Below are 24,345 nucleotides of genomic sequence, written 5' to 3' on the forward strand. Positions count from 1 at the left end.
CCAAGGTCCCCCACCCGGCCGGCCGGGACCGGCGGCCGCTACGACCTCCCGCTCGCCACCGCGCGGGGCAGCCGACGGAGGTCCGGCAGCGCCGCCGAGACGGAACCGGGGGTCCGGCCAGGCGGCCTGGCCGGACCCCGCGCGCTCACTCCTCGGGCTTCTGCGAGTCCATCCCGGGCCGCTTGTGCCGCCACTGGCCGCGAGTGAAGTCGGGGAACTCCTGAGGCGCGCCCTTCGCCTTGATGGACGCGTTGCTCAGCGGTACGGGCGCGGTCCAGGTCGCCGCGTCGTACACGTCGAAGTCCGGGACCAGCCCCAGCCGTATGGACTGCATCAGCCGGAAGATGAGGATGTAGTCCATGCCGCCGTGCCCGCCGGGCGGGTTGGCGTGCTCCTTCCACAGCCAGTGGTCCCACTGGGCGTACTTCCCGAAGTCGCCCCACTGGTCGTCGGTGTGGTCCGGCTCGATGTATATCCGCTCCGGGTAGTCCTCGAAGAGGCCCTTCGTGCCGCCGAGGCTGTTGACGCGGCTGTAGGGGTGCGGGGTCGAGACGTCGTGCTCCAGCCGGATCACCCGGCCCTTGGCGGTCTGGATGAGGCTGATCGTCCGGTCCGCCTCGATGTACGACTCCTTCCAGCTGGGGTCGCCCGGCGGCATGTGCTCCTTGCGGTAGGCGGCGAGCCCCAGGGAGGGGGAGCCGACGCTGGTGATCCGTACCGCGCGGTCGCCCCGGTTGACGTCCATGTAGTTGGCGACCGGGCCGAGGCCGTGGGTGGAGTAGATGTCGCCGCGCAGCCGGGTGTGCCACTGACGCCGCCACCCGTCCTTGTAGTAGACGGGGTCGAACAGCAGGGAGCGCAGATCGTGGTTGTACGCGCCCGCGCCGTGCAGCAGGTCGCCGAAGAGGCCCGCGTGCGCCATGCGCAGCACCCGCATCTCGTTCCTGCCGTAGCAGCAGTTCTCCAGCTGCATACAGTGCCGTCTGGTGCTCTCCGAGACATTCACCAGCTCCCAGAGCTGGTGCATTTCCATCGCCAGGGGGCACTCCACGCCGACGTGCTTGCCGCTGAGCATCGCCGTGCGGCACATCTCGAAGTGCCAGTCCCAGGGGGTGGCGACGTAGACGAAGTCCACGTCTCCGCGGTCGCAGAGATTCTCGAAGTCGTCGGCGCCGTTGGTGTAGACGGCGGGTGCGGGCTGGCCCGCGGCGGTCACCTTCGCCGCGGCCCGGGCGGCCTTCTCCTTGACCATGTCGCAGAGGGCGACGACCCGCACCCCCGGCACGGCGAGGAACAGGTCGATCATGCTGCCGCCGCGGTTGCCGAGACCGATGATCCCGACGCGGACCGTGGAGCGGCGGTCGAAAGGCACTCCGATCATGGTGGGGCCCCGCCGTTTCGGCTCGGCGGACGGGGCCGCGGGCGCCCCTTGTGTCGCGGATCTACTGTCGGCGGCGGCGCTCTGGGCACTGAACCCGCCGAGCCCCAGACCGGCGCTCGCGGCGCCCGCCGTCCAGAGCAGGGAGCGGCGGCTGGGGCCGGGGTCTTCGCCATGGTTCTGCGGTGCTGCCTCGTTCATCGACCCTCCAGGGAGTTGACGGTGCGCGGCTTTCGCAGGAACTTCGGTCAGGACCATGGCGGTTGGGGCACTCGGTGCGCAAGAGGCCCGACGTGCGGACGAGGCGGTTCCGTAGAGCCGGCGGCGGCGAGAGGCGATGCCCGTCGTATCCTCGGCCGTATACCTTGACGTGTTCACCGCCGGGCGGCAGTCTCCGTCCCAGAACCCCCACGGTGGCCTGGCGCGTGGCTGCCTTCGAGGGCACCCGCCGTGCCCGCACACCGAAGGAGCCGCACGTGTACCTGCGCACCCGCGCCCTCAGCGGCGTTGTGGCCGGGCTGACCGCCGCCGCCTGCCTCGCCGCCCTCGCCCCGGGCTCCTCACAGGCCGCACCGCAGGGTGGGAAGACCGTCACCGCGACCCTCTTCGAGTGGAAGTACGACGCCGTGGCCCGCGCCTGCACCGAATCGCTCGGCCCCGCGGGCTACGGCTACGTCGAGGTGTCGCCCGCCTCCGAACACATCCGGGGCGACCAGTGGTGGACCTCCTACCAGCCCGTCGGCTACCGCGTCGCCGGACGGCTCGGCGATCGCGAAGCCTTCGGGGACATGGTCGAAAGCTGCCACGCGGCGGGCGTCAAAGTGATCGCCGACGCCGTCGTCAACCACATGTCGGCCGGATCGGGCACCGGCACCGGCGGCACGGAGTACACCAAGTACGACTACCCCGGCTCCTACCAGGTCCAGGACTTCCACGGCTGCCGCGAGGACATCGACGACTACCGCGACCGCGGCGACGTACAGAACTGCCAGCTCGTCGGCCTCGCCGACCTCGACACCGGCAGCGACTACGTACGCACCACCATCGCCCGCTACCTCGACGACCTGCGCTCGCTCGGCGTGGACGGCTTCCGCGTCGACGCCGCCAAACACATCGCCGCGACCGACCTCGCCGCCATCAAGGGCAAGATGGCCGACCCCGGCTTCTGGGTGTCCGAGGCCATCTACGGCGCGGGCGAGGCCGTCCAGCCCGACGAGTACACCGGCATCGGCGACGTCGACGAGTTCCGCTACGGCACGCACCTCAAGTCGGCCTTCCAGAGCGGCGACCTGACGAGCCTTCGGCACATCGGCGACGCCAAGCTGAGCAGCGGCAGCGCCCGTACGTTCGTCGACAACTGGGACACCGAGCGCAACGGCTCCACCCTCAGCTACAAGGACTCCGCCGCCTACACCCTCGCCAACATCTTCATGCTCGCCTCACCCTACGGCTCGCCCAACGTCTACTCCGGCTACGCCTGGTCCGACAGGGACGCGGGCCCGCCGGACGGCGGCGCGGCGCGCTGCGACAACGGCGCCTGGACATGCACGCACGCCCGGCAGGACATCACCGGGATGGTCGGCTTCCGCAACGCCGTCGCCGGTACCGAACTCGCCCACTGGTGGGACGACGGCCGCGGCACCATCGCCTTCTCCCGCGGCGACAAGGGCTTCGTCGCCCTCAACAACGGCGACACCGCGCTCAGCAGGACCTTCGCCACCGGACTGCCCGCCGGCACCTACCGCGATGTCGTCGCAGCGGGGCCGGACGATTGCGCGGGCCGTACGGTCACCGTCGGAGAAGACGGCAGAGCGACCGCGACGGTGGGCGCCAAGAGCACGCTCGCCCTGCACACCGGTGCCAGGACATAGCGCCCACGGGCACCCACCGGCCGCCCCGGGGCGCCGTCAGACGTCCGAGGGACGCGTCGCGCGCTCCAGTTCCAGCAGCACCGAGTGGTAACTGCGGCCGGTGGCGTGGTCCATGCCGATCTCGCACATCCGGTTCGCCGACAGATGGGCGTCGTACGGCCGCGACGTCACCTCCGCCGCCTCCCGCTCCGTCGCCGACTGCGTCAACTCCTTGTGCAGCATGCCGCGGTCGCCCGCGAAGGCGCAGCACCCCGCGTCGTCCGGCACCACCACCTCCCGCGCGCACGCCTCGGCGACCGTCACCAACTGCGCCTCGTCCCCCAAGTGCCGCATGGAACAGGTGGGGTGCAGGACAGCCGAATCGATGGTCCGCAACACCGTCAGATCAGGCAGCAGCTCCTCGGCCGCCCAGACGACCGAGTCGACGACATTCAACTCCGCGTGCAGCTTCCGGTTGTCCTCGCTCAGATACGGCACCACCTCATGGGCGATGCCCAGCGTGCACGACGTGGCGTCGACGACCAGCGGCAGCCGCCCGCCCGCCGTCCAGCCCCAGGCGGCCTCGACGATGCGGTTGGCCATGACCGCGTTGCCCTCGTCGTACCCCTTGGAGTGCCAGATCGTCGCGCAGCACGTGCCCGCCACGTCCCCCGGGATCCATACCGGTTTCCCGGCGCGCGCCGAGACCGCCACCACGGCCTCCGGCAGTGAGGGCCCGGCATACCCCTCGGGCTCCCCGAAGATCCGGTTGACGCAGGCCGGGTAGTAGACGGCGACCGCGCCGACGCGCCGCGTAGCGGGCAGCTTGCGGGCCGCGGCCCCCGGGATCTCCGGCAGCCACTCCGGCACCAGATCCGGACGTACGGCCTTGCGCGCGGCAACGGTCACCGACTCCAGCAGCCGGTCGCTGATCTGCTGCGCCGCGCCGACCGCGAGCCGCGCGGACTTCTCCACCACCTTGAAGCGCTTGGCGACGAGCGCGGCCGTGCGCTCCTCGCGCGGCGAGTGCCGCTGGTGCCGGAAGTCCTTCATCATCGCGCCGGTGTCGATGCCGACGGGGCAGGCGAGCTTGCAGGTCGAGTCGCCGGCGCAGGTGTCCACGGCGTCGTAGCCATAGCTGTCCAGCAGGCTGTCGGCGACCGGCGAATCCGGGGCCTGGCGCATCATCTCCCGGCGCAGCACGATCCGCTGGCGCGGTGTGGTCGTCAAATCCCCGCTGGGGCAGGTCGGTTCGCAGAACCCGCACTCGATGCACGGGTCGGCGACCTCTTCGACCCGCGGAATCGTCTTGAGGCCGCGGAGATGCGCCTTCGGGTCGCGGTCGAGCAGGACGCGCGGGGCGAGGATGGTGTGCGGGTCGAGGAGCCGCTTGATCCGCCACATCAGCTCGGTGGCCTGCGGCCCCCACTCCAGCTCCAGGAACGGGGCGATGTTGCGGCCCGTGGCGTGCTCCGCCTTCAGCGATCCGTCGAAGCGCTCCACGGTGAGCGTGCAGAAGTCGTCCATGAAGGCGGCGTAGCGGGCGACGTCGGAGGGGTCCGCCGCGTCGAAGGCGAGCAGGAAGTGCAGGTTGCCGTGGGCGGCGTGCCCGGCCACGGCGGCGTCGAAGCCGTGCCGCTCCTGGAGCTCCAGAAGCGCCTCGCACGCTTCGGCGAGGCGCGACGGCGGCACCGCGAAGTCCTCGGTGATCAGCGTCGTACCGGACGGGCGGGAGCCGCCCACCGCGGTGACGAACGCCTTACGGGCCTTCCAGTAGCCGCCGATGGTGCCGGGGTCGCGGGTGAAGGCGTTGGTGACCGAGGCGACGGGGGCGGTGAGTTCGAGACCGCCGATCGCGTCGTTCGCGATCCGCTCGTACTCCGCGAGGGCCGCCTCGTCGGGAGCGCGGAACTCCACCAGCAGGGCCGCCGTCTCCTTCGGCAGCTCCGCCCAGTCGGCGGGCACGCCCGCGACGCTGACGGAGGCGCGCAGGGTGTTGCCGTCCATCACCTCCACGGCGAGCGCGCCCGCCTCGTTGAACAGCGGCACGGCCGCGGCCGCCGCCTGGAGGGTGGGGAAGAAGAGCAGGGCGGTGGAGGTGAGCCGGTGCAGCGGCAGGGCGTCGAAGACGACTTCCGAGATGAAGCCGAGCGTGCCTTCGGAGCCGACCATCAGCCCGCGCAGGATCTCCACGGGGGTCGAGCCGTCGAGGAAGGCGTCCAGGCGGTAGCCGTTGGTGTTCTTGATCTCGTACTTCGCGCGGATCCGGGCCGTCAGCGCGCCGTCCGCCTCGATCTCCGCCTTGAGGGCCAGCAGCCCCTCGCACAGCTCCGGCTCGGCGTGCGCCAGGTCCGCGTCGGCGCGCGGGTCGCCGGTGTCCACGATGGTCCCGGACGGCAGTACGAGCGTCAGGGAGCGGACCGTGCGGTACGAATTGCGGGTGGTGCCCGCCGTCATGCCGGAGGCGTTGTTCGCGACGACGCCGCCCACGGTGCAGGCGATCGAGCTCGCCGGGTCCGGGCCCAGCACCCGGTTGTGCCGGGCGAGGGCGACATTGGCCCGTACGACGGTGGTGCCGGGCTGGATACGGGCCTGGGTGCCGTCGCCCAGGACCTCGACGCCCGCCCAGTGCCGGCGCACGTCGACGAGGATGTCCTCGCCCTGCGCCTGTCCGTTGAGCGAGGTGCCCGCGGCCCGGAAGACCACCTGGCGGCCCTTGCCGTGGGCGTAGGAGAAGAGGGCGGAGATGTCGTCCACGTCCTCGGCGAGTACGACGACCTGCGGGATGAAGCGGTACGGGCTCGCGTCCGAGGCGTAGCGCACCAGGTCGGAGACCTTCCACAGCACCTTCTCCGCGCCGAGCAGCGCCTCCAGGTCACCGCGCAGCGGCTGCGGCGTGCCCTGGGAACGGTCGCTCGCGACGCGGTCGGGGGAGGGTGCCCGCGTCGTGGTCGGCCGGAGTGCGTGGGGGTCGGGCTCCAGCAGCGGCATGGTGCTCTCCTCGGCTAGTGGTGCGTCTCGGCGTCGACGGCTGAACGCGAGCTTCGTGCGGGGGCGTGGAAGACGCCGGTATGGCCGTATGGCGGTATGTCGGGTCTCGGTATGCAGTATCGGGTTTCGGTCTCAGGGTGTCGGTGTCGGGATGCGGTACCGGTTCATGGTGCCGGGTCGAGGTGCCGGGCCCGGTGCCGGGGTGCGGCCCCGGAGCGCGGGCGCGGATGCGGCCCCGGGGCAGGGTCAGCAGTAGCCGTTCGGCCCGGCCATCAGCTGGGCCAGCAGTTCGCCGAGCACCTCGCGCTGCTCGGCGTCCAATGGGGCCAGGATGTCCTCCGCGGCCGTCCGGCGCGCGTCACGCAGCGCGCGGAGCGTCGAACGGCCGTGGTCCGTGAGCTCGATCCGGATGACGCGGCGGTTGGCCGGGTCCGGCACCCGGCGCACCGCCCCGGCCGTCTCCAGCGCGTCGACCAGCGTGGTCACCGCGCGCGGCACGACCTCCAGCCGTTCGGCGAGGTCGGCCATTCGCGGCGGTTCGTCGCCGAAGTGCGCGACGGCGCGCAGCAGCCGGGACTGCGCGGGGGTGATGCCCACCGGTTCGAGGAGGCGGCGCTGTGCGCGGTGGAGTCTGCGGTTGAGGCGCAGCAGCTGTTCGGCGAGGTGGCCGGTCGGGTCGGGGGCCGTCATGATCACAGGGTACAGGATTTAGTGCATTGTGAGTATAGGTAACAATGAGCTATGCTCGGCGAGACTTCGTTCCCGCACCCTTGTGAAGGAGCCCATGCCCCGCGACGACATCGAATGGACGCCCCCGCCCGCAGATCCGGAGCAGCCCGCGCAGCTGCGGCGCATCCTCCGGCTCTTCCGTCCCTACCGCGGCCGCCTCGCCCTCGTCGGGCTGCTGGTCGCCGCCTCCTCGCTGGTCTCGGTCGCCTCGCCGTTCCTGCTCCGCGAGGTGCTGGACGTCGCCCTGCCGCACGGCCGTACGGGCCTGCTCAGCCTGCTCGCGCTGGGCATGATCGCCGCCGCCGTCGTCAACAGCATCTTCGGCGTCCTGCAGACCCTCATCTCCACCACCGTCGGCCAGCGCGTCATGCACGACCTGCGCACCGCCGTCTACACCCAGCTGCAACGCATGCCGCTGGCGTTCTTCACCCGCACCCGCACCGGCGAGGTCCAGTCCCGGATCGCCAATGACATCGGCGGCATGCAGGCCACCGTCACCTCCACCGCCACCTCGCTGGTCTCCAACCTGACCAGCGTCGTCGCCACCGTGGTGGCCATGCTCGCCCTGGACTGGCGGCTCACCGTCGTCTCGCTGCTCCTGCTGCCGCTGTTCGTATGGATCAGCCGCAGAGTCGGCCGCGAACGCAAGAAGATCACCTCGCAGCGGCAGAAGCAGATGGCCGCCATGTCCGCGATGGTCACCGAATCCCTGTCGGTGAGCGGCATCCTGCTGGGCCGCACCATGGGCCGAGCGGACTCCCTCACCAAGGACTTCGCCGCGGAGTCCGAGCGCCTCGTCGACCTCGAAGTGCGCTCCAATATGGCCGGCCGGTGGCGGATGTCCACCATCGGCATCGTCATGGCCGCCATGCCCGCCCTCATCTACTGGGCCGCGGGAATGACGCTCCAGCTGGGCGGCCCGGCCGTCTCCATCGGGACCCTGGTCGCCTTCGTCTCGCTCCAGCAGGGCCTGCTCCGGCCCACGGTCAGCCTGCTCACCACGGGCGTCCAGATGCAGACCTCGCTCGCGCTCTTCCACCGCATCTTCGAGTACCTCGACCTGCCGGTGGACATCGACGAGCCCGCGGAGCCCGTCCACCTCCGGACCGTCCGCGGAGACGTCCGCTTCGAGGACGTCTCCTTCTCGTACGACGTGAAGGATGTTGGCGACTCGAAGGACGTGGGCGCCTCGAAGAATGCCGGTGACCCGAAGGGCTCGGAGGGCTCGAAGGCCCTCGACGCCGCTGCCGACCCCAAGGCCGCAGTCGACCGGAACGACGCGGCCGGGCCCCAGAGCGCAGCCGACCGTCCCGACGAAGCGGGCGCTGCCCTCACGCTCAGCGGGATCGATGTGAGCGTCCCGGCGGGCGGCAGTCTGGCCGTCGTCGGCCCCACCGGTTCCGGGAAGAGCACCCTGAGCTACCTCGTGCCCCGGCTCTACGACGTCACGGGCGGCCGCGTCCTGATCGACGGGGTCGACGTCCGCGACCTCGACTTCGACACACTGGCCCGGGCGGTGGGCGTGGTCTCGCAGGAGACCTACCTCTTCCACGCCTCCGTGGGGGACAACCTGCGGTTCGCCAAGCCCGACGCCACCGACGACGAGATCGCCGCCGCCGCGAAGGCCGCGCAGATCCACGACCACATCGCCGCCCTGCCCGACGGCTACGACACCCTGGTCGGCGAGCGCGGATACCGCTTCTCCGGCGGTGAGAAGCAGCGGCTGGCCATCGCCCGGACCATTCTGCGCGACCCGCCCGTGCTCATCCTCGACGAGGCCACCAGCGCGCTGGACACCCGCACCGAGTTCGCTGTCCAGGAGGCGATGGACGCGCTCTCCGCCGGCCGTACGACCATCACCATCGCGCACCGGCTCTCCACGATCCGCGACGCCGACCAGATAGTCGTGCTCGACGGCGGCCACATCATGGAGCGCGGTACCCACGACGAACTGCTCGCGCGCGGCGGCCGGTACGCGGCTCTGGTCCGACGCGACACGCAGCTCGCCCCTGCGGCCTGACCCGCCGCGGGCCACGGCCCGAGCACGGGGGCAGATTCCGAGCGCGGCACGGCCTGGGCGGAGCCGGAGAGGGCGGGCCGCGGTGAGCCGTGCTCGACGGTGGCGGCCGGCTGTCGGCGGCCGCGCCCCCCGCCGACGGGCAGGCCACCTCACCGCTGCCCCTGTAAGCCCCCTGTCCCTTACCGCCCCCGCCTGCCCGTTGCCTCCACCGACCCCGCATACCTCGCCGGCCACGCGATCCCAGTCCCCGCGTCCGCGTTAGCGGGCGGCCGTGCCGGGGGAGTAGCGGATCATGACGAGTACCGATCACATAGCGGCCGGGCGCGGCAAGCCCTCCGGCGCACGGCCCGTATCCGCGTTCCGCCAGCTCGCGGCGGCCTCCGTCGGCAATGCCGCCGAATGGTACGACTGGTACGCGTACTCGTTCCTCGCCGTCTTCTTCGCCGACCAGGTCTTCCCCAAGGGCTCCGGAAACTCCCTCGTCCCGCTGCTCTCCACCTTCGCTGTCTTCGCCGTCGGATTCTTCATGCGTCCCGTGGGCGGCCTGCTCATGGGAGCCGTCGCGGACCGCCATGGCCGCCGCGCCGCGCTCACCATCACCATCCTGCTCATGGGCGGCGGCAGCCTCCTCGTCGCTCTCACCCCCACCTACGCCGCCGTCGGCGTCCTCGCCCCGGTCGTCCTCGTCATCGCACGGCTCATCCAAGGGCTCTCGGTAGGCGGGGAATTCGCGGCGTCCACGACCTTCCTCGTCGAATCGGCGGGCCCGGGCCGGCGCGGCCTGTTCTCCAGCTTCCAGTACGTGTCCACCACCATCGGCCAGCTCATCGCCTCCGGCGTCGCCGCGCTGCTCACGCATCTGCTCACCGACGGGCAGATGGGTGACTGGGGCTGGCGCGTGCCGTTCCTGATCGGCGCGCTCATCAGCCTCGTGGGCTTCTGGGTCCGGCAGGGCGCACACGAGACGCGCAGCGTGGAGCAGCGAGCCGCCGCCCGCCCCGCGCTCTTCGAGGCGCTGCGCAACCACCCCCGTGAGTCCCTGCTGATCTGCGGCATCACCGCGGGCGGCACCATCGCCTACTACACCTGGACCACCTACCTGCCCACCTACGCCCAGGTCAACGCGGGCTTCGACAAGGGCGACGCGCTGCTCGTCGGCACCATCTCGCTCGCCTTCTTCGCGCTGCTCCAGCCGCTGGGCGGGATGCTCTCGGACCGCATCGGCCGCAAGCCGCTGCTGATCACCTTCGCGGTGGGCTTCGCCGTCCTCGCCGTGCCCCTCCTGCACGCGGTCACCGACGCGTTCCTCTCGCTGCTGCTGGTCCAGTGCGCGGGCATGGTCCTGCTCACCGGCTACACCTCGGTGGCCGCCGCCGTGAACGCGGAGGTCTTCCCCGCGCGCGTACGGGCCGCCGGCATCGGCTTCCCGTACTCGCTGACCGTGGCGCTCTTCGGCGGCACCGCCCCCTATGTCGGCACCTGGTTCAAACAGGCCGGCCATGCCGGGGGCTTCCCCTGGTACGTGGCCGGGCTCTGCCTGGTCTCGGCCTGCGTGTACTGCGTCCTGCCGGAGACCGCGAAGCGGCCGATGGAGCGCTGAGCGCCTTCGCCCCACCCGCCCCGCGCCTCCGGCCGGATCAGCCGAGCCCGCCGAGGCCGATCAGCCGGCGGACGATGACATTCCGTCAGTTCTCGTCGGTGCCCTCACCGGCGAGCGTCAAGTGGGGCCTCGCGGAAGTGCCGCGCCACATCGAACTCCGTCGGACAGCCGTACCCGCCGTGTACGACGCGGCGGCGCCGCACCCCCCTGGGACGGGGAGGTGCGGCGCCGCTTGGGGGAGAGCGTCCGTCAGACGAGCCAACCCACGAAGTGGACGATGCCGGCGAGCAGGTCGGTGATGATGTTCATGGTGGTGCCTTCTCCTTGGTGCAAATGTGGGACCAACATCCGGCTCGTCATGGGGACTTGAGCCGGATGTGCGATGACGGTCTGCAGCCCGTCGCTTGCGCACCGTAAGCATCATGCGTCGCAGGGTGATTTCGCAATCTCTCCTGACGCGATCACGCGTTCTAGCGAACGTCCGGTCCCTTGTTCGTGCGTTCGTCGAGTTCGGTGGTCCCCGGGCCGAGTTCGGTGGTCCCCGGGCCGGGTGTGCTGGCCCCCGGGCCGGGCTCGGCGGCCGCTGGATCGAGTCCGGTGGCGGCTGAACCGAGTCCGGTGGCGGCTGAACCGAGTTCGGTGGCCGTCGGATCGAGTACGCGCGCGAGAAAGGCCCGCGTACGGGCGTGCCGGGGAGCGCCGACGACCTGCTCCGGTGTGCCCTCCTCCACGATCACCCCGCCGTCCATGAACACCACCCGGTCCGCGACCTCCCGCGCGAAACTCATCTCGTGCGTGACCACGAGCATCGTCATGCCCTCGTCGGCGAGCGAGCGCATCACCGCGAGCACCTCGCCCACCAACTCCGGGTCGAGCGCCGACGTCGGCTCGTCGAACAGCATCAGCTCGGGGTCCATGGCCAGCGCCCGGGCGATGGCGACCCGCTGCTGCTGACCGCCGGAGAGCTGCGCCGGATAGGCGGACTCCTTGTCCGTGAGTCCCACCCGCGCCAGCCGCTCCCGCGCCACCCGCACGGCCTCCGCCTTGTCCCGCCGCAGCACCCGCCGCTGGGCAATGGTCAGATTGCCCATGGCCGACAGATGCGGGAAGAGGTTGAACGACTGGAACACCATGCCGATCCGCCGCCGCACCCGGTCGATGTCCACCTCCGGATCGGTGATCTCGACGCCGGCCACCATCACCGACCCCGACGTCGGCTCCTCCAGCAGATTCACGCACCGCAGCAGCGTCGACTTGCCCGACCCGGACGGCCCGATCACGCAGACCACCTCGCCGCGCCCCACCCGGAAGTCGATTCCGCGCAGCACCTCCAGTTCGCCGAACGACTTGCGCAGGCCCCGGACCTCGATCGCCGTACTCGTCTCGTCGCTCACCACACAGCTCACCTCGCTCTCGCCGTACGGGCCTCAAGCCGCCGCACGAGATGGCCGAGCGGCAGCGTGATGACCAGATAGCACAGCCCCGCGATCAGGATCGGGGTGAGGCTGCGGTTCTGATTGAGGGCGTCCCGGCCGAACTTGGACAGCTCGTACTGGTCGAGCGAGAGGCCCAGCAAATACACCAGCGAGGAATCCTTCGTCAGCAGGATCAGCTCATTGGTCAGCGGCGGCAGCACGATCCGGAACGCCTGCGGAATCACGATCGACACCATGGCCCGGCTCTGCGACATGCCCAGCGAACGTGCCGCCTCCGTCTGCCCCTTGGGGACCGCCTGGATGCCCGCCCGTATCGTCTCCGCCATATAGGCCGCGCCCACCAGGCCGAGAGCCAGCATCACCGTCGCGTACTGATTGATGGCCACTTGGAAGGCGAGCGGAACCCCGAACCCCAGGGCGATGAAGACCAGCAGTGTGGGCACGCCGCGGAAGAACTCGATATAGCCGACGGCCAGCCAGCGGTAGGGCGGCACTTCCGAGAGCCGCATAAGAGCCAGCAGGAGCCCGAGAGCCAGTCCGAAGCCGAATCCGAGCAGTGTGTAGACGGCGGTGTTGACCAGCGCCGTGGTGATGATGTCGGGGAATTGCGCCTTCGCCACCTCGGCGTCGAAGAAGGCGCGCCGGATCTCGCCCCAGTCGGCGGCGAACGCCAGCGTGAGCAGGACGGCGGCGAGCACGGCGTACTGGACGACGCGTATCGCCCGGGACCGCTGCCGGCGGGACATGGCCATGTGAGGTGACACCTCACTTCTTGGGAGCGTCGGAGAACCACTTGCGGTAGACGCGGTCGTAACGACCGTCTGCCCTGGCCTTCTTCAGCACCTTGTTGATCTCCTCGCGCAGCGCGTCGTTGCCGGTCTGCACACCGAATCCGTACTGCTCGCCCGTACGGAATTCGGCCGCGACCGCCAGCTCCGGATTCTTCTTCGCGTAGTCCAAGAGGACACCGTTGTCATGGACCGCGGCATCGATCTGCCCGGTCTTCAGGTTGGTGAGAAGCAGGGCCAGGTCCTCGAACTGGACCCTGGTGACCCCGGAGGCGTGCTTCTTGGCGTAGTTCTCGCCCGTGGTGCCCTGCTGTACGCCGAGCCGTTTCCCCTTGAGATCGGCCAGACTCCGGTACGGCGCGCCCTTCTTGGCGATCAGGGCCTGCGTCGCCTCGAAATAGCTGTCCGAGAAGTCCAGGTTCTTCTCGCGCACCGGCGTGATCGTCATCCCGGCCGCGGCGATATCGCACTTCCGGGTATTGAGATCCTCACCCGTCTGGATGCCCTCGAAGGGCGTGTCCACGATCTCCTGTTTCACCTTGAGATCGTCCGCGATCAGATCCACCAGATCCACGTCGAATCCCACGATCTTGTTGTTCTTGCGGACCTGGAACGGCTCATAGGGCAGATGGGTGCAGGTCTTCAGCTTTCCCTTCTCGACCAGGCTCAGCTGCGAGCCGTCCGATCCGGAGACCTTGGTGCTGGTACAGCCCACCAGCAGGGCGAGGGCGGCGGTGGTGGCGGCGAGGACGGACAGCGCTGAGCGGGTGAACACGACGCCTCCATGCTGCGATCGGCGAACAGCCCCACATGATCAGTGAGCTGTGCCGCATCCTGCCACCGCCCGAAGCCCCTGTCTGCACCCTCGCACGCCCCCGTAACCTCGGTCGGCATGGGAAATCCGATGCTGGACACAGGCCGGCTCTGCGACCGGATCGAGCGGTTGGACACGGACGTACGGGCCTTCGTAGCCGAACCCGGCCGCCGCGAACGGCTGCGCGCCGAGGCCGCCGAGACGGCCGCGCGCCTGCCCGAGGGCTCCGACGAGCCCCCGCTGTACGGCCTCGCGGCCGGGGTGAAGGACATCATCCGCGTCGACGGCCTGCCCACCCACGCCGGATCAACGGTGCCCGCCGAGGCGCTTGCGGGCCCGCAGGCCGTGGTCATCGACCGGCTGCGGGCCGCCGGCGCGCTGGTGGCCGGGAAGACGGTGACGGCGGAGTTCGCCGTCCTCGCGCCGGGGCCCACCCGCAACCCCCGCAACCTGGAGCACACACCCGGCGGTTCGAGCAGCGGCTCGGCCGCCGCCGTCGCGGCGGGCATGGTGGAGCTGGCGATCGGCACCCAGACGGTCGGCTCCGTGATCCGCCCGGCGGCCTTCTGCGGCGTGGTCGGCTACAAGCCGACCCACGGCCGCATCCCCGTCGCGGGCGTCATCGACAACGCGCCCACGCTGGACACGGTCGGCGTCTTCGCGCCCGACGTCGCGGGGGTGGCGCGGGCCGCCGCCGTGCTCTGCGACGGCTGGCGGGCGGCGGCCGCCGGCGACCGGCCGCCGGTGCTCGGCGTCCCCGACGGCCCCTATCTCGGGCGCGCCGACGACGAGGCGCTGGCCGCCTTCGAGCGGCAGGCCGAGCGGCTGGCCGACGCCGGGTTCCCGGTCCGGCGGGTCCCGTTCATGGCGGATTACGAGGAGATCGTCCGGCAGCAGTTCCTCGTCAACCGCTACGAGGTCGCCCGCACCCACGCCGACTGGTTCCCGTGCTACGAGCGGTACTACCGCGAGGAGACGGCGGCCGCGATCCGGCAGGGACACGGCGTGGCGCGGGTGGACTACGAGGGCGCGCTGCGGCACCGGGAGGAGTTCCGCGCCCGCCTGTCGCGCACGATGGGCGAGGCGGGCATAGACCTGTGGATCACGCCCGCCGCACCCGGGCCCGCGCCGCGCGGTATCGCCACCACCGGCAGCTCGATCATGAACCTGCCCTGGAGCTACGCGGGCGCGCCCGCCCTGACCGTACCCGCCGGCCGGGCCGCCGACGGGCTGCCGCTCGGGCTCCAGATGGCCGCCGCGCCAGGGGCGGACGAGTATCTGATCGCGCGGTCCGCGGGGATCGAGTCGGCCGTCGCCGGCTGAGCGCGGCGAGCCGGCCGGCCGCGAAGTCCGGCCCGCCCGGGGCGTAACAGGACCGCGCGGACCCGGCCGCGCCCGTCACGCCCCCGCCGCGTCCTCCACGATGATCACTTCGAGGGTGCGCGGGCCGTGCACGCCCTCCACCCGGTCCAGCTCGATGTCGCTCGTCGCCGACGGCCCCGAGATCCACGTCAGCGGGCGCGCCGGGTCCAGCCGCTCCAGCCCCTGCACCACGGAGTCCACGACGTTCTCCCGCGCCCGTACCACGCAGATGTGATGGTCGGGTACGAGCGTGATCCGGCGGCGCCCCTGATCCGGCCCCGCGTCGAGGACGAGGGTGCCGGTCTCGGCGATCGCGACCGCGCACCCGGTGACGACGCTGTCCACCGCGTCCAGGCCGCGCGCCGTGTCCCCGGCCGCGTCGGGCAGGCACTCGACGTCCGCTCCCGCGAGCCATTCCGGCGGCAGCCCGGCGGGCACGACGACGCTGCGCGTCCCGTGCTCGCTCAGCAGGCGCCCGATCAGCGCGGGCAGCCCGGCGGGCTCGCAACGGTGCACGAGGGCACGGTAGTCGGCCAGGTTCTCGGCGAGCAGGTCGACCCGTTCGGCGTGCGTCCGGTCGCCGTGGGTGCGCAGATAGTCGCGCGCCACCGGATGGTCCTGCGGCCGCTCGTGCCGCGGTACGTCCGCCAGAGCGCGCCGCACACGCCCCAGCACCCGCTCCCTGCCGCTCACTTCGTGCCCCTCTCGCCGCGCGTACGGGCCCACCAGTCCCGGAACGACTCCGCAGGCACCTCGGGCAGTTCGCGCGTGTCCGACCAGGCGCGGCCGGGGCCCGGCAGCCGCTTGGGGTGCAGCCGGCGGGTACGGGCCGCGAGCCGCTGGCCGCCGCGGAGCGCGCCCGGGTGGTCGAGCGCCCAGCGGGCGGCCCGCATCGCGGCCCGCTCGGCGGCATGCCCCTTCGCGGGCTTGATCACCGCCTTCGAGCCCCGGAGCGTCACCTCGCCGCCCTCGACGACCCGCTCCCGCAGATGGACCAGCACCTCCGGGATGTCGATGGCGACCGGGCACACCTCGTAGCACGCGCCGCACAGCGAGGACGCGTACGGCAGTGACGCTTCCAAGGAGCCGCTGACGCCGCGCAGTTGCGGGGTGAGGATCGCGCCGATCGGGCCCGGGTACGCCGACCCGTACGCGTGGCCGCCGGCCCGCTCGTAGACCGGGCACACATTGAGACAGGCCGAGCAGCGGATGCAGCGCAGCGCCTGCCGGCCGACCCGGTCGGCGAGCGTGTCGGTACGGCCGTTGTCGAGCAGCACCAGGTGGAAGGTCTGCGGGCCGTCGCCGTCGGTGGTGCCGGTCCAGGTCGAGGTGTAGGGGTTCATCCGCTCGGCCGTCGAGGAGCGGGGCAGCAATTGGAGGAAGACCTCCAGGTCCTGCCACGTCGGCACGGTCTTCTCGATGCCGACCACCGAGATGAGCGTCTCGGGGAGGGTCAGGCACATCCGCCCGTTGCCCTCGGACTCGACGACGACCAGCGTGCCCGTGTCCGCCACCATGAAGTTCGCGCCGGAGATCGCCACCTTGGCGTTGAGGAACTTCTCGCGCAGATGCAGCCGCGCCGCCTCCGCGAGTGCGCGCGGCTCGTCGGTGAGCGCGTCCGGCGCCGGACGTCCCCAAGCGGCCATCTTCTCGCGGAAGATGTCGCGGATCTCGCCGCGGTTGCGGTGGATCGCCGGAACCAGGATGTGCGAGGGCAGATCGTCGCCGAGCTGCACGATCAGCTCGGCGAGATCGGTCTCGTACGCGCTGATCCCGGCCTTCGCCAGCGCCTCGTTGAGCCCGATCTCCTGCGTCGCCATCGACTTGACCTTGACGACCTCGCGCTCGCCGGTCTCCTGGACGAGCCGCGTGACGATGCGGTTCGCCTCGTCCGCGTCCGCCGCCCAGTGCACGGTGCCCCCGGCTCGGGTGACGGACTCCTCCAACCGCTCCAGATAGTGGTCGAGGTGACGGAGCGTCCGGTCCTTGATCGCGGCCCCGGCGGCGCGCAGCGATCCCCAGTCCTCCAGCTCCGCGACGGCCTTGGCGCGTTTGGCGCGGATGGTGTGGGTGGCGCGCCGGAGGTTGCCGCGGAGCTGGGCGTCCTGTGTGGAGACCGCCGCGGCCTCGGGGAACGGCGCGCGGGAGGGGGTGGGGTGGCTGCCGGGCATGCCGAGGTACGTACGGGTCACAGCGGGCTCCCCTCGGCGGCGGCCTTCGCGGCGGCCGGTGGCATGGATTCCGTGGCGGCCAGGATCTCCGCGATGTGCACGGGCCGGGCCGCCGCGCCCTGCCGGGCCAGGGTGCCGCCGATGTGCATGAGGCACGAGTTGTCGACGGTGCAGACGGTCTCGGCTCCGGTGTCCACGATGGCGCGCGCCTTGTCGGCGCCCATGGCGGCCGAGACGGCGGCGTTCTTGACGGCGAAGGTGCCGCCGAAGCCGCAGCACTCGTCCGCGCCCGCCAGCTCGCGCAGCTCGATCCCCTTGACGTGCTCCAGCAGCCGCCGAGGCCGGTCGCCGAGGCCGAGCATCCGCAGCCCGTGACAGGTGGGGTGGTAGGTGACGGTGTGCGGGTAGTACGCGCCGACGTCCGTCACCCCCAGCACATCGACGAGGAACTCCGTCAGTTCGTACGTCTTCGGCACCGCACTGGCCGCGGCCTCGGTCAGCTCCTCGCCCCGCCCCTCGGCGGACGCCTTGGCGCCGATCCGCGGATAGTTGTCGCGGATCATCGCGACGCACGAGCCGGACGGCGTGACCACGTAGTCGTACTCCCGGAAGGCCGCGGCGTACCGGCGCACCAGCGGCTCGGTCTCGTGCCGGTACCCCGTGTTGAACTGGGGCTGCCCGCAGCACGTCTGCGCCGGCGGGAAGTCCACCTCGACGCCGAGCCGCTCCAGCAGGGTGACGACGGCCTGCCCGGTGTGCGGATAGAGAGTGTCGTTGACGCAGGTGACAAAGAGCGCGACGCGCACGGAACCTCCTTCGAGCCTGCGGCCATACTGCCCCAGGGCCCTATGGCTGTGAAGGATTCATCCGATGTCTGTCACGCCTTGCTCATATACGCGGGACGTGTCGGCCCGTCAGCTCACGGCCGCTCACGGCCGCTCATGCGGTTGCGGCCTCCACCGGCACCCGCTCGCGCGCGAGCAGCCCGCGGATGTCGCGTACCGCCATCCGGCCCGCCCGGTTCGCCCCGATGGTGCTCGCCGACGGCCCGTACCCCACCAGGTGCACGCGCGCGTCGCGCACCGCCCGGGTGCCCTCGACCCTGATCCCGCCGCCGCTCTCGCGCAGCCTCAGCGGGGCCAGGTGGTCGATGGCGGGGCGGAAGCCGGTGGCCCAGACGATGACGTCGACGTCCGCCGTCCGGGGCGCCCGCCCCTGCGCGCCGTCCCAGGCCACCCCGGTCGGCGTGACGCGGTCGAACATCGGCAGCCGGTCCAGCACCCCGCGCTCCCGCGCCCGCCGCACCGCGTCCGTCACGGGGAGGCCGGTCACCGAGACGACGCTCTGCGGCGGCAGCCCCTGCCGTACGCGCTCCTCGACGAGCGCCACCGCGTCCCGGCCGCGCCGCTCGTCGAACGGCCCCTCGCAGAAGACGGGCGGCCGGCGCGTCACCCACGTGGTACTGGCCGCGACCTCCGCGATCTCCATCAGATGCTGCGTCCCGGAGGCGCCGCCGCCCACGACGAGCACGCGCTGACCTGCGAACTCCCGGGGCCCCGGATAGTTCGCCGTGTGCAGCTGACGGCCCCGGAACGTCTCCTGACCGGGGTAGCGCGGCCAGAAGGGCCGGTCCCAGGTGCCGGTCGCGTTGATCAGGGCGCGCGTCGACCAGTCGCCGTCGGAGGCCCGTACGAGCAGCCGCCCGCCCTCGCCCTCGCGTACCTGCGCGACGTCCACCGGCCGGTGGACGCGCAGGTCGAAGGCGCGCTCGTACGCCGCGAAGTACTCGCCGATCACCTCGGACGACGGCCGCGCCCCGTCCGCCCCGGTCAGCTCCATGCCGGGCAGCGCGTGCATGCCGTGCACCTTGCCGTACGTGAGCGAGGGCCAACGGAACTGCCAGGCGCCGCCGGGGTGCGGCGCGTGGTCCAGCACGACGAAGCCCTGGCCGGGCTGGTATCCGGCCCGCCGCAGGTGGTAGGCGCTGGACAGTCCCGCCTGCCCGGCGCCGATCACGACGACGTCGACTTCGCGCGTCCCGAAGTTGTTCATAGTTCTACTAACGGCGGAGGGGGCTGATCCCTTCCCGGTCTGCCGATCCGGTCTCGGCTCGGCCGTCGAACTCGTTTGCGCATGTCGGGCCCCATTGACGAAGGCGGCAGCGCGCGTGAAAGTCGAGCAATCACGTGCAAGCGGATCGCCGGAGGAGAGCGGGCATGAAGCTGCGGTTTCTTGGGATCATCCCGAACACGCCTGACACCGACTCGCCGACCATTTGGCTGGACGACGACAGCGGGGACCTGCTGATCCAGTCGTACCGGGCCAGCGAAGAGGAGGTGGAGGCGTGTCGGGAGGTCGGGTCGATCCCCGGGCACAGTACGGAAGTTCCCGATCACGAGGTGGTCATCCGGCTGCCCAAGGTCATGCGGCAGTACCTGCTGCCTGACGACGGCGAGTAGGGCGATGGCGAACCCCGTACTCGACGGGCTGGCGAAGGCTCGCCGTTCCGCCGTGCATCTGGAACTGCGCGACTCCTACCAGCCCGACGATCCCGAGTTCATCGCTTGGCGGCGCGGGAAGCGGCTGGACCCTGCCGCTGACCGTTCCACGTGGTGGCGGCCGTTCCTGGACGTGGTGACGGAGACGACGGCCCGCGGTGTTGCCATGCGGCGGGCGAGGGTCGTCTCGGAGCCGGTGACGGACTACATCCGGTATGAGTACGACGTGACGTTCCCCAACGTGGTGGCTGGTGAGCTGGTCCGCTGGCTGCCCCGCCGGAAGGCCGCTGACATCCCACTCCCCGGTACCGACCTGTGGATGTTCGACAGCGAGGCGGTGCTGTTCACGTACTTCTCCGGAGTCGGGAATGTCGTCGACCGAGAGTGGCGGACGGAGCCGGACGTCATTCGGCTGGTCGAGTCCGCCTTCGAGCTGGTGTGGGAGCGGGCTACGCCGCACGGGGAGTACAAGCCGGTTCAGTGAGCCATGCCCCAATCAGCATCGTCCAGCGTCCAGCAAGCCCGGCAGCTCCTCGCCGACCGCCTTCGGGAGCTGGTCAAGGACGCCGGGCTCGACGGCAAGGACCTCGCCGCGCTGTGCGGCTGGCACCCGTCCAAGGTGTCCCGGGTCTCGACAGCGAAGACGCAGCCCAGCGCCGACGACATTCGGACTTGGTGCCGGGTATGCGGCGCGGAGGACCAGGCGGAGGACCTGATCGCCTCTTTGCGGGCCGTTGAGGGCATGTGGATCTCCTGGCGTCGGATGGAGCGCGCGGGGTTGCGGCGGGCGCAGGAAGACCGCTTGCCGCTGTACGAGCGCACCCGCTGGTTCCGCGCCTACTCGCCGGGGCTGTTCCCGGGCCTGCTCCAGACGTTCGGGTACACCGAGGACGTATTGCGCGGCGTCCACCGACGGCGGCGGGTGGTGATCGATGACGTGGCCGACGCCGTGGCGGCCCGCATGGAGCGCCAACATGTACTGCGGGAGGGGCAACGGCGGTTCGCGTTCCTCGTGGAGCAGAGCGCGTTGGGCAACGCGCTGGGCGACGCCGAAACCCAAGCGGAACAGCTCGACCACCTGCTGACGGTCGGCGCGCTGCCCAGTGTCAGCGTCGGAGTGATCCCCGTCGGTCTCGGCAGGGTCCGCATGCCCGTCGAGGGGTTCTGGATCTACGACATGGCACAGGTCAACGTCGAGTTGGTGTCCGGCTACCTCACCATCACGCAGCCGAGCGAAGTCACCATGTACGCCGAGACGTTCGCGGAGTTGGCGGACCAGGCGGTGTACGGGGCGCGGGCTCGGGCGCTGATCACGTCGGCCCTTGACTCACTCGGGTGATGTCCGTGCAATCGCGCGCAATCGGCTCGGCGTCGGGGCGCGTGCGTTCCTAGCGTTGTCGCCAGACGGACGACACGAAGGAGCCCGGCATGGCCGAGCCAACGAGGTACAGCACACCGCCGATTGACCTCCCGGACCGTACAGGCGTGTTGGAGCCGACCCCGGTGCCCGACTGCAAGGGGTGCGCGGAACTCGCGAAGGTGCGCGACTGGGCGCGGGCGGGCGGCGATATGACGACCGTGACGGACTGCAACGTCCGGATCGCACGGCATCCCGAGGGCCACTGATGATCACCCGCGCGGACATCGGTCACCGTGTGGCCGACGAGGCGGGGCACGTGTTCGTCCTGCGGGACTTCCTGCCCGACTACGAGGACCCCGCGGACCCGCCGGACAAGCGGCGGAAGCGGCCGACGGCATTCGTCGCGCCCGAACGCGGAGGCGTCGAGCGCCTGGTCCGCCCGGAGGCCGTGTTCCGCGCCTGACCCAAGACTCCGCCCCTCCGGCCCGGTTGACGATTTTCCGGCCCGGCGGGACGGGAGCGACGCCCGTTCCGGCGGTGGATCCCTGGACAGGTCGGACGCCGGAGCGGGTGCCCGGCCGCGGAGAAAACCCTCCGCGGCCCACGGGCCACGCCGTCGACCCTACGGCGGCGTGGCCTCTCATGACAGAGGAGGCTGGTACATGAACGGTGTGGCCGTCGAGACGTACGAGACGCGCGTGCCCGACGCGGAAGGGTGGCGCGGCATCCCCTTCCGGCACCCCCGGGGGCCGCGGGCCGTCGCCCAGGACGGCGGGAAGCACGACGGCGGATCGATGCCACCGGAGGCACCCCGCGAGCCGGAGCCGAGCGGGGGCGGCGGGGGCGAGTGAGCACGCGTCCACCTCTGTGACCCGTTGAAACGGCCCCGCCCGTGCCGCTGCCCCCGTGGCGCACGGGCGGGGTTTCCGCGCGCGTATCCCGAGGCTCGGAGCCGCCAGGCGACGCGGCGCCTCCTGGCGCGGACATGCCGTGCACCCCGCCGCACGTGCGCGAGGCCCGGCCGAAGCGCCACGCCCGCCCCTACCGCCCGCCCCTACCGCCCGCCCGCGAGCAGCAGCGGCGCACCCCCAGGAGCCGAGGCCGGACGGCCATTGGCGGCGGGCACTCCCGCGAGCGGCGACGCCGGCAGCCGCGTCAGCAGCCCGCGCGCCGCCAGCTCCGGCGTCACGCCCTCGCCGAACCAGTACGCCTCCTCCAGATGCGGATACCCCGACAGCACGAAGTGCTCGATGCCCAGCGCGTGGTACTCCTCGATCCGGTCCGCGACCTCCGCGTGCCCGCCGACCAGCGCCGTGCCCGCGCCGCCCCGCACCAGCCCGACCCCCGCCCACAGGTTCGGCGAGATCTCCAGCTTGTCCCGCTCGCCGCCGTGCAGCGCCAGCATCCGCTGCTGCCCCACCGACTCGCTCTTGCCCAGGGCCTGCTGCGCGGCGCGCACCGTGTCCTCGTCCAGGTCGTCCAGCAGCCGGTGCGCCGTCGCCCACGCCTCGCGCGAGGAGTCCCGCGAAATCACGTGCAGCCGGATGCCGAAGCGGACCGTGCGCCCTTCGCGCTCCGCCAGTTCCCTGATCCAGTCGATCTTCCGCTTCACCTGCTCCGGCGGCTCGCCCCAGGTCAGATAGACATCGACGTGCCGGGCCGCCACCGGGCCCGCCGCGGCCGAGGAACCGCCGAAGAAGATCTCCGGCAGCGGGTCGGGCGGCAGCGCCGTGAGGCCCCCGCTGACCTGGTAGTGCTCGCCGTCGAAGTCGAAGGGCGTACCGCCCCACACGCCCCGGACGACCTCCAGGAACTCACCGGTCCGCGCATAGCGCCGGTCGTGGTCCAGGTGGTCGCCGAAGCGCCGCTGCTCGGTCGAGTCGCCGCCCGTCACCACGTTCAGCAGCAGCCTGCCGCGCGTGATGCGCTGATACGTGGCCGCCATCTGCGCCGCCAGCACCGGCGAGATCACCCCCGGCCGGAACGCCACCAGGAACTTCAGCCGCTCCGTGTGCTGCGAGAGCGCCACCGTCGTCAGCCACGCGTCCTCGCACCAGGTGCCCGTCGGGGTCAGCACGGCCTCGAAGCCCAGCTGCTCGGCCGCCTTGGCGATCTGCGCCAGATACTCGATGTCGGGGGCGCGCACCCCGCTCACCGGCGTGATGCGCGAGCGCTTGATACCGCCGTCCGTATAGGCGTGGCGGTCCACGAGCGTACGGCCGTCGCCGCCCGTAGGCAGGAACCAGTGCAGATGTACGGACATCAGGAGGCCTCTCCATAGGTGCGCGGTGCGGTGGTGGACGGCGGCAGGGAACCGTTGAACCTGCGGTCCACGAAGTCCGCGAAGCGGTACGAACGGGGGATGAGCCCCAGCCGCGCGAAGGTGTCCACGATCTGCTGTTCGGCGGCGACGGCCGGGTCGTCCACGGCCACCGGCACCCGGGTGCCGGCGCTGCGCCGTACGGCGTCCAGCGCCACTTCGTACGGCAGCCCGGTGTCCTTCGCCCACACCCTGGCCCAGTCCTCGGGGTGCCTGTGGACCCACCCCTGAGCCCGGCGCAGCCGCTCGACGTAGTCCTTGACCGCCGCCGACTTCTTCCGGTCCGCGAGCGCGGCCGGTGCGGCGACCTGGAAGCTGAGGCCGTTGACCACACCCTGGCCGGTGGTGAGCGTGCGGGCCCCGGCCTTCCGCAGCGCCTGCGAGGTGTACGGGTCCCAGACCGCCCACGCGTCCACCTTGCCCCGGCTGAACGCGGCCAGCGCGTCGGCCGGCTGGAGCAGACTCAGCCGTACGTCCTTCGGCGTCAGCCCGGCCTTCGCCAGCGAGGCCACGAGCTGGTAGTGCGCGGAACTGCCCTGCGCCACCGCGATGGACGTGCCCCGCAGGTCGGCGGTCCGCTTCAGTGGCGAGCCCTCGCGGACCAGGATCGCGTCGGCCGCCGCCGACCCGTGCGTGGCCGCCACCACCTTGACCTTCGACCGCGCCGCGGCGGCGAAGACGGGCGGCGTGTTGCCGACCCCGCCGATGTCCACCGCCCCGGCGTTGACCGACTCCAGCAGCGGCGGCCCGGAGGTGAAGGTCGACCACTTGATCTTGTACGTGAGGTCGTCCAGCTCCCCGGCGGCCCGCAATACGGCCTCGGAACCGCCCTTCTGGTCGCCGACGTTCAGCGTCACCGGCCCCTTCCCGTCGGTACGGCCGCCCGCTTCGGCGGCGGAGGAGCCGCCGCAGGCGGTCAGGGCGAGTGCCAGTGGCGGCAGCAGCAGGAGGGGCAGGGAAGCGGGGCGGAAGGGCCGTCTCATGGCACGGGTCCGATCGTCGGTGTTTCGTACGCGTCCGGTCGCGGA

General features: G+C 71.4%; 22 protein-coding genes. 10 read left to right on the forward strand and 12 right to left on the reverse strand.

Annotated features, from left to right (window positions below):
• Nucleotides 1-145 precede the first annotated feature (145 nt).
• Entirely contained in the window at nucleotides 146-1,579 is a 1,434-nt protein-coding gene (locus tag AC07AB_RS27530; protein ID WP_478571960.1) for a Gfo/Idh/MocA family protein, read from the reverse strand.
• 275 nt (nucleotides 1,580-1,854) lie between these two features.
• Between AC07AB_RS27530 and AC07AB_RS27535 the strand changes: the two genes are divergently transcribed.
• On the forward strand, nucleotides 1,855-3,249 hold the full coding sequence (locus AC07AB_RS27535; protein WP_478571962.1) for an alpha-amylase: 1,395 nt from the start codon (nucleotides 1,855-1,857) through the stop codon (nucleotides 3,247-3,249).
• Between the two features lie 36 nt (nucleotides 3,250-3,285).
• Here the strand turns inward: AC07AB_RS27535 and AC07AB_RS27540 are convergent, their stop codons facing one another.
• Together AC07AB_RS27540 and AC07AB_RS27545 are read right to left on the reverse strand one after the other, a co-directional pair.
• A complete protein-coding gene (locus AC07AB_RS27540) occupies nucleotides 3,286-6,219 on the reverse strand; it encodes an FAD-binding and (Fe-S)-binding domain-containing protein (RefSeq protein ID WP_478571965.1) in 2,934 nt (977 codons plus the stop codon).
• 246 nt (nucleotides 6,220-6,465) lie between these two features.
• Nucleotides 6,466-6,909: a MarR family winged helix-turn-helix transcriptional regulator gene (locus AC07AB_RS27545; RefSeq protein ID WP_478571967.1), complete on the reverse strand. Its 444-nt coding sequence runs from the start codon at nucleotides 6,907-6,909 to the stop codon at nucleotides 6,466-6,468.
• A gap of 94 nt (nucleotides 6,910-7,003) precedes the next feature.
• Between AC07AB_RS27545 and AC07AB_RS27550 the strand changes: the two genes are divergently transcribed.
• Nucleotides 7,004-8,968, forward strand: coding sequence for an ABC transporter ATP-binding protein (locus AC07AB_RS27550; protein ID WP_478571970.1), 1,965 nt, complete (start codon nucleotides 7,004-7,006; stop codon nucleotides 8,966-8,968).
• Between the two features lie 292 nt (nucleotides 8,969-9,260).
• Entirely contained in the window at nucleotides 9,261-10,568 is a 1,308-nt protein-coding gene (locus AC07AB_RS27555) for an MFS transporter (protein ID WP_478571973.1), read from the forward strand.
• A gap of 470 nt (nucleotides 10,569-11,038) precedes the next feature.
• Here AC07AB_RS27555 and AC07AB_RS27560 read toward each other — a convergent pair whose 3' ends face one another.
• Genes AC07AB_RS27560 through AC07AB_RS27570 form a run of 3 tightly spaced genes read right to left on the reverse strand, consistent with a single transcriptional unit; the run spans nucleotide 11,039 to nucleotide 13,567 of the window.
• Nucleotides 11,039-11,974 (reverse strand): ATP-binding cassette domain-containing protein, encoded by a 936-nt coding sequence (locus AC07AB_RS27560; RefSeq protein ID WP_478571976.1) that lies wholly within the window; start codon nucleotides 11,972-11,974, stop codon nucleotides 11,039-11,041.
• The gene (locus tag AC07AB_RS27565; protein ID WP_478571978.1) at nucleotides 11,971-12,756 is read right to left on the reverse strand and encodes an amino acid ABC transporter permease; all 786 of its coding nucleotides are present in this window, start codon (nucleotides 12,754-12,756) and stop codon (nucleotides 11,971-11,973) included. The genes AC07AB_RS27560 and AC07AB_RS27565 overlap by 4 nt, the downstream gene beginning before the upstream one ends.
• A 13-nt stretch (nucleotides 12,757-12,769) precedes the next feature.
• Entirely contained in the window at nucleotides 12,770-13,567 is a 798-nt protein-coding gene (locus tag AC07AB_RS27570; protein WP_478571981.1) for an ABC transporter substrate-binding protein, read from the reverse strand.
• 117 nt (nucleotides 13,568-13,684) lie between these two features.
• Between AC07AB_RS27570 and AC07AB_RS27575 the strand changes: the two genes are divergently transcribed.
• Nucleotides 13,685-14,929 (forward strand): amidase, encoded by a 1,245-nt coding sequence (locus AC07AB_RS27575; RefSeq protein WP_478571984.1) that lies wholly within the window; start codon nucleotides 13,685-13,687, stop codon nucleotides 14,927-14,929.
• 75 nt (nucleotides 14,930-15,004) lie between these two features.
• On the opposite strand, the gene AC07AB_RS27580 is transcribed toward AC07AB_RS27575, so the two are convergent.
• The 4 genes from AC07AB_RS27580 to AC07AB_RS27595 form a co-directional block, all read right to left on the reverse strand.
• Nucleotides 15,005-15,661, reverse strand: coding sequence for a LutC/YkgG family protein (locus AC07AB_RS27580; protein ID WP_478571987.1), 657 nt, complete (start codon nucleotides 15,659-15,661; stop codon nucleotides 15,005-15,007).
• Nucleotides 15,658-17,139 (reverse strand): lactate utilization protein B, encoded by a 1,482-nt coding sequence (locus AC07AB_RS27585; RefSeq protein WP_478572196.1) that lies wholly within the window; start codon nucleotides 17,137-17,139, stop codon nucleotides 15,658-15,660. The genes AC07AB_RS27580 and AC07AB_RS27585 overlap by 4 nt, the downstream gene beginning before the upstream one ends.
• Nucleotides 17,140-17,156: 17 nt before the next feature.
• Nucleotides 17,157-17,945, reverse strand: coding sequence for a (Fe-S)-binding protein (locus AC07AB_RS27590; RefSeq protein ID WP_478571990.1), 789 nt, complete (start codon nucleotides 17,943-17,945; stop codon nucleotides 17,157-17,159).
• 133 nt (nucleotides 17,946-18,078) lie between these two features.
• Nucleotides 18,079-19,191, reverse strand: a complete 1,113-nt coding sequence (locus AC07AB_RS27595; protein ID WP_478571993.1) for an NAD(P)-binding domain-containing protein — start codon at nucleotides 19,189-19,191, stop codon at nucleotides 18,079-18,081.
• A gap of 164 nt (nucleotides 19,192-19,355) precedes the next feature.
• On the opposite strand from AC07AB_RS27595, the gene AC07AB_RS27600 reads away from it, so the two are divergent.
• From AC07AB_RS27600 to AC07AB_RS27625, 6 genes are all read left to right on the forward strand, one after another.
• Nucleotides 19,356-19,598 carry a hypothetical protein gene (locus AC07AB_RS27600; RefSeq protein ID WP_478571995.1) on the forward strand — a complete coding sequence of 81 codons (243 nt, stop codon included), beginning with the start codon at nucleotides 19,356-19,358 and terminating at the stop codon, nucleotides 19,596-19,598.
• Nucleotides 19,599-19,602: 4 nt separating this feature from the next.
• Nucleotides 19,603-20,121 carry a DUF6879 family protein gene (locus tag AC07AB_RS27605; RefSeq protein WP_478571998.1) on the forward strand — a complete coding sequence of 173 codons (519 nt, stop codon included), beginning with the start codon at nucleotides 19,603-19,605 and terminating at the stop codon, nucleotides 20,119-20,121.
• A 3-nt stretch (nucleotides 20,122-20,124) separates the two neighbouring features.
• A complete protein-coding gene (locus AC07AB_RS27610) occupies nucleotides 20,125-20,976 on the forward strand; it encodes a helix-turn-helix domain-containing protein (RefSeq protein WP_478572001.1) in 852 nt (283 codons plus the stop codon).
• 89 nt (nucleotides 20,977-21,065) lie between these two features.
• Entirely contained in the window at nucleotides 21,066-21,263 is a 198-nt protein-coding gene (locus AC07AB_RS27615; protein WP_478572004.1) for a hypothetical protein, read from the forward strand.
• Nucleotides 21,263-21,460, forward strand: a complete 198-nt coding sequence (locus AC07AB_RS27620) for a hypothetical protein (protein ID WP_478572007.1) — start codon at nucleotides 21,263-21,265, stop codon at nucleotides 21,458-21,460. Before AC07AB_RS27615 ends, AC07AB_RS27620 begins: the two co-directional genes overlap by 1 nt.
• A 199-nt stretch (nucleotides 21,461-21,659) precedes the next feature.
• Nucleotides 21,660-21,848, forward strand: coding sequence for a hypothetical protein (locus AC07AB_RS27625; protein ID WP_478572010.1), 189 nt, complete (start codon nucleotides 21,660-21,662; stop codon nucleotides 21,846-21,848).
• A gap of 203 nt (nucleotides 21,849-22,051) precedes the next feature.
• Here the strand turns inward: AC07AB_RS27625 and AC07AB_RS27630 are convergent, their stop codons facing one another.
• Both AC07AB_RS27630 and AC07AB_RS27635 read right to left on the reverse strand, forming a co-directional pair.
• Nucleotides 22,052-23,260 (reverse strand): LLM class flavin-dependent oxidoreductase, encoded by a 1,209-nt coding sequence (locus AC07AB_RS27630; RefSeq protein ID WP_478572013.1) that lies wholly within the window; start codon nucleotides 23,258-23,260, stop codon nucleotides 22,052-22,054.
• Nucleotides 23,260-24,300, reverse strand: coding sequence for an ABC transporter substrate-binding protein (locus AC07AB_RS27635; protein ID WP_478572016.1), 1,041 nt, complete (start codon nucleotides 24,298-24,300; stop codon nucleotides 23,260-23,262). The genes AC07AB_RS27630 and AC07AB_RS27635 overlap by 1 nt, the downstream gene beginning before the upstream one ends.
• Nucleotides 24,301-24,345: the final 45 nt, after the last annotated feature.

It is taken from the genome of Streptomyces sp. NPDC044033, assembly GCF_056434425.1.